This window comes from Streptomyces sp. NPDC024632, from assembly GCF_055559175.1.
In genome coordinates this window covers 455,519-459,393 of record NZ_JBVHLD010000005.1, presented here as the reverse complement: position 1 = coordinate 459,393, position 3,875 = coordinate 455,519, and the positions used below count along the sequence as shown (strand labels likewise).

General features: G+C 69.8%; 3 protein-coding genes. 1 reads left to right on the top strand and 2 read right to left on the bottom strand.

The window, feature by feature from the left end; genetic code table 11:
* Nucleotides 1–108: 108 nt before the first annotated feature.
* Together ACZ37P_RS13635 and ACZ37P_RS13630 are read right to left on the bottom strand one after the other, a co-directional pair.
* Nucleotides 109–792: a potassium channel family protein gene (locus ACZ37P_RS13635; RefSeq protein WP_355338506.1), complete on the bottom strand. Its 684-nt coding sequence runs from the start codon at nucleotides 790–792 to the stop codon at nucleotides 109–111.
* Nucleotides 792–1,457, bottom strand: a complete 666-nt coding sequence (locus ACZ37P_RS13630) for a potassium channel family protein (protein ID WP_355338509.1) — start codon at nucleotides 1,455–1,457, stop codon at nucleotides 792–794. Before ACZ37P_RS13630 ends, ACZ37P_RS13635 begins: the two co-directional genes overlap by 1 nt.
* Nucleotides 1,458–1,702: 245 nt before the next feature.
* Here ACZ37P_RS13630 and ACZ37P_RS13625 point away from each other — a divergent pair, with 245 nt between their 5' ends.
* Nucleotides 1,703–3,766, top strand: a complete 2,064-nt coding sequence (locus ACZ37P_RS13625) for an APC family permease (protein ID WP_355338512.1) — start codon at nucleotides 1,703–1,705, stop codon at nucleotides 3,764–3,766.
* The last annotated feature ends 109 nt before the right edge of the window (nucleotides 3,767–3,875 follow it).

Here is a 3,875-nt window from a genome sequence, read left to right as displayed (position 1 = left end):
CCACCCCATCACCCCTCCCGCTCTCGACGAGGGAGAAGAGCAAGGCCCCCCCCCCCCCCCCCCCCCCCCCCCCCCCCGCCCCCTTTTTCGCGGGTCGTCAAGGAGCGACTACTCCGTGGCGGTGCCACCGTCGCCCTGGAGCGACAGCAGATCCTCCAACTGCTCCTCCCGGTGCGGCGCGGCCACGAACAGCAGCTCGTCACCGGCCTCCAACGCGTCGTCCTTGGACGGCGTCAGCACCCGGTTGCCGCGGATGATCGTGACCAGTGAGGTGTCCTGCGGCCACTCCACGTCGCCGACCCTGGTGCCGACCAGCGCGGCCTCCTCCGGCAGCGTCAGCTCCACCAGATTCGCGTCGCCCTGGCTGAAGCGCAGCAGCCGTACGAGATCGCCGACGCTCACGGCCTCCTCGACCAGCGCCGACATCAGCCGCGGGGTGGAGACGGCGACGTCCACGCCCCACGACTCGTTGAACAGCCATTCGTTCTTGGGGTTGTTGACCCGGGCGACCACCCGGGGGACCCCGTACTCGGTCTTCGCCAGCAGCGAGACCACCAGATTGACCTTGTCGTCACCGGTGGCGGCGATGACCACGTTGCAGCGCTGGAGCGCGGCCTCGTCCAGCGAGGTGATCTCGCAGGCGTCGGCCAGCAGCCACTCCGCCTGCGGGACCCGCTCCACGGAGATGGAGGTGGGGTTCTTGTCGACGAGCAGCACCTCGTGCCCGTTCTCCAGCAGCTCGCCGGCGATGGACCGGCCGACGGCCCCCGCCCCGGCAATGGCGACCCTCATCAGCGCGCCTCCTCGGGACCCTTGGCGAATGCCGCCTCGACCTCGGCGACCCCGTCGGTCCGCATCATCACGTGCACCAGGTCGCCCTCCTGGAGGACGGTCTGGGACGTCGGCACCATCGCCTCGCCCAGCCTGGTGAGGAACGCCACACGGACGCCGGTCTCCTCCTGGAGCGTGCTGATCTTGTGCCCGATCCACGCGACCGACGTGTGCACCTCGGCGAGCTGTACGCCGCCGCTCGGGTCGCGCCACAGCGGCTCGGCACCGGACGGCAGCAGCCGCCGCATCATCTGGTCGGACGTCCACCGCACGGTGGCCACGGTGGGGATGCCCAGGCGCTGGTACACCTCGGCACGGCGCGGGTCGTAGATCCGGGCCGCCACGTTCTCGATGCCGAACATCTCACGGGCCACCCGGGCCGCGATGATGTTGGAGTTGTCGCCGCTGCTGACCGCCGCGAAGGCTCCCGCCTCCTCGATTCCGGCTTCGCGCAGCGTGTCCTGGTCGAACCCGACTCCGGTCACCCGGCGCCCGCCGAACCCGGAGCCCAGGCGGCGGAAGGCCGTCGGGTCCTGGTCGATCACCGCGACCGTATGACCTTGCTGTTCGAGGGAGTGCGCGAGAGTGGAGCCCACTCGCCCGCATCCCATAATCACGACGTGCACGACCGTCCTTCCGGCTGTCAAACGTTTGTGGCCGGGCTCTTGTGGAGCCCCGCGGAGCACTGTTGGTCAGCACAAGCGTCTCAGACCGCGGCCAAAGCTACACACGCGTGCGGCGGGCGAGAAGGTTGCGCCGACCGGACGCACAACTTCCCCACCGAAGCCGTACCCCGCCCGTCACCAAGTCCCCCACAGTCCTTAGGGCAGTGGGGGGAGCGCCCGTATTGACGATCCCTTAACATCGCGGGGTGTCCAAACTGACCGACCTGCCGAAACGGATCCTGATCGGCCGGGCGCTACGCAGCGACAAGCTGGGGGAAACGCTCCTCCCCAAGCGGCTCGCGCTACCCGTCTTCGCCTCCGACCCGTTGTCCTCCGTCGCGTACGCGCCGGGCGAGGTCCTGCTCGTCCTGTCCATCGCGGGGGCCTCGGCCTACCACTTCAGCCCGTGGATCGCCGTCGCGGTCGTCGTGCTCATGTTCACAGTGGTGGCCTCCTACCGGCAGAACGTCCACGCCTACCCCTCCGGCGGCGGCGACTACGAGGTCGCCACCACCAACCTGGGGCCCAAGGCCGGACTCACCGTCGCCAGCGCGCTGCTCGTCGACTACGTCCTGACCGTCGCCGTCTCCGTCGCCTCCGGAATCGAGAACCTCGGTTCCGCCGTCCCCTTCTTCGCCGACCACAAGGTGCTCGGCGCGGTCGGCATGATCTTCCTGCTGATGGTCATGAACCTTCGCGGGGTGCGCGAGTCCGGGAGCATCTTCGCCATCCCGACCTACGCGTTCGTCGTCGGCGTCTTCTGCATGATCGCCTGGGGCACCTTCAAGATCGCCACCGGACACGACATGCAGGCGCCCACCGCGCACTACACCATCCACGCCGAGACCTCGGGCATCGGCGGCTTCGCGCTGATCTTCCTGCTGCTGCGCGCCTTCTCCTCCGGCTGCGCCGCGCTCACCGGCGTCGAGGCGATCAGCAACGGCGTCCCGGCGTTCAAGAAGCCCAAGTCCAAGAACGCCGCGACCACGCTCGCCGCGATGGGCCTGCTGGCCGTCACCATGTTCTGCGGCATCATCGCGCTGGCCATGAACACCAAGGTGCACATGGCCTCCAACCCGGCGACCGACCTGCTGAACAACGGCGTCCCGGTCGGCTCCGGCTATACGCAGGACCCGGTGATCGCGCAGGTCGCCGAGGCGGTCTTCGGCCACAATTCGATCCCGTTCATCTTCCTGGCCGCCGTCACCGCGCTCGTGCTCTTCCTCGCGGCGAACACCGCGTACAACGGCTTCCCGGTCCTCGGCTCGATCCTCGCCCAGGACCGCTACCTGCCGCGCCAGCTCCACACCCGCGGCGACCGGCTCGCCTTCTCCAACGGCATCGTGCTGCTCGCGGGCTTCGCCGCCGTCCTCGTCTACATCTACGGCGCGGACTCCACCCGGCTGATCCAGCTCTACATCGTCGGCGTCTTCGTCTCCTTCACGCTCAGCCAGACCGGCATGGTCCGGCACTGGAACCGGCACCTGCGCACCGAGACCGACCCGGCCAAGCGCCGCCACATGCACCGCTCCCGCGCCATCAACACCTTCGGCGCCTTCCTCACCGGCCTGGTGCTCGTCATCGTGCTGCTGACGAAGTTCACCCACGGCGCCTGGGTCGCGGTGCTCGGCATGATCGCCTTCTACGCGCTGATGACCGCGATCCGCGGCCATTACACGCGGGTCGCGGACGAGATCGCCGCCGAGGACGAGCCGGGCGACGACTACGTGCGCCCGTCGCGCGTGCACTCCATCGTGCTGGTCTCCAAGCTGCACAAGCCCACCCTGCGGGCGCTGTCCTACGCCAAGCTGATGCGCTCCGACACCCTGGAGGCGCTCAGCATCAACGTCGACCCCGACGACACCAAGGCGCTCCAGACCGAATGGCAGCGCCGCGGCATCGACGTACCGCTGAAGGTCCTCGACTCGCCGTACCGCGAGATCACCCGGCCGATCATCGAGTACGTACGGGGCCTGCGCCGCAGCAGTCCGCGCGATGTGGTCAGCATCTACATCCCGGAGTACGTGGTCGGCCACTGGTACGAGCACGTGCTGCACAACCAGAGCGCGCTGCGGCTCAAGGGGCGGCTGCTGTTCACCCCCGGTGTGATGGTCACCTCGGTGCCCTGGCAACTGGAGTCCTCCGAGGTCGCCAAGGCGCGTGCCAGGCGCCGCGCGGACTGGAACGCGCCCGGTGCGATCCGCCGCGGTCCGGTCGGTCCGCCGCGCCGCGACAGGGAGCACACCGGCAACGGCGGACGCCAGAAGTGACGCCCGGCCCGGGGGGGGGGGGGGGGGGGGGGGGGGGGGGGGGGGGGGGGGGGGGGGGGGGGGTTGGGGGGGGGGGGGGGGGGGGGGGGGGGGGGTTCCTTCCTTGGCC

Excerpts from the sequence above, each read along its gene's own strand:
- ACZ37P_RS13635 (WP_355338506.1), bottom strand. The coding sequence starts at position 792 with ATGAGGGTCGCCATTGCCGGGGCGGGGGCCGTCGGCCGGTCCATCGCC.